Source organism: Thiospirillum jenense (assembly GCF_014145225.1).
GTDB lineage: Bacteria > Pseudomonadota > Gammaproteobacteria > Chromatiales > Chromatiaceae > Thiospirillum > Thiospirillum jenense.
This window is the reverse complement of the sequence record NZ_JABVCQ010000103.1, coordinates 1-632: the sequence shown is the minus strand read 5'-3', so window position 1 is coordinate 632 and position 632 is coordinate 1. Positions and strand designations below refer to the sequence as shown.

General features: G+C 46.0%; 1 protein-coding gene. It reads right to left on the bottom strand.

Going from position 1 to position 632, the window contains the following annotated elements:
* Positions 1–342, bottom strand: a 342-nt coding sequence (locus tag HUK38_RS14710; RefSeq protein ID WP_182585057.1) for a DUF2887 domain-containing protein, incomplete at its 3' end; no start/stop codon positions are given.
* Positions 343–632: the final 290 nt, after the last annotated feature.

Below are 632 nucleotides of genomic sequence, written 5' to 3'. Positions count from 1 at the left end.
GGGTTGACGGCGCTGCGGCCCCTGCTCAGTTTTACGGTTTGCAAATAACGTTACCGCCCGCCATTCGCGCTCAGTTGAATGACGATATAAATATAAAAACAATTCCGCAAACCACCGCCCATGAAAGTCAGCGTCATATTGAAATTGCGTTTCAATAAACACAATTGGCAACTCAGGACGCGCCGCTGGTGGCATTAACACGCCATCCAAACGGAAGCCGGTTTGTTTAATTTCCGGTGCCTGCAATTGATAGCCCGGGATGGTCGGATCCAATCCGGCTAATTCCAATACCAACCCCGGCCAATCCTGAAATAAACGATAAAACAGTGTGTCAGTTCGCAAGTGTTGTTACCTATTCTAGGTGTCATTATTCAGCGTTTAAATCCACCATCATGTGACCTCATACTTTAATAAATAGCGACAAGTGACGCTCAAATTGATTAGCATCACTTGCGCCAAGTGCAGTTTATTTTTCTTTCCGCAACTGCTGAATTTCCAATTCAGTTAATCCCGTATGCTGCGCCAACACGCGATCATCTTGAATGATGTCAAGCAAACTGCGGGCAATGCGCAAGCGGGCGGATTTATCACCTTCTTGTTTCCCTTCTGTGAAAACCTCTTGATAAAACCGC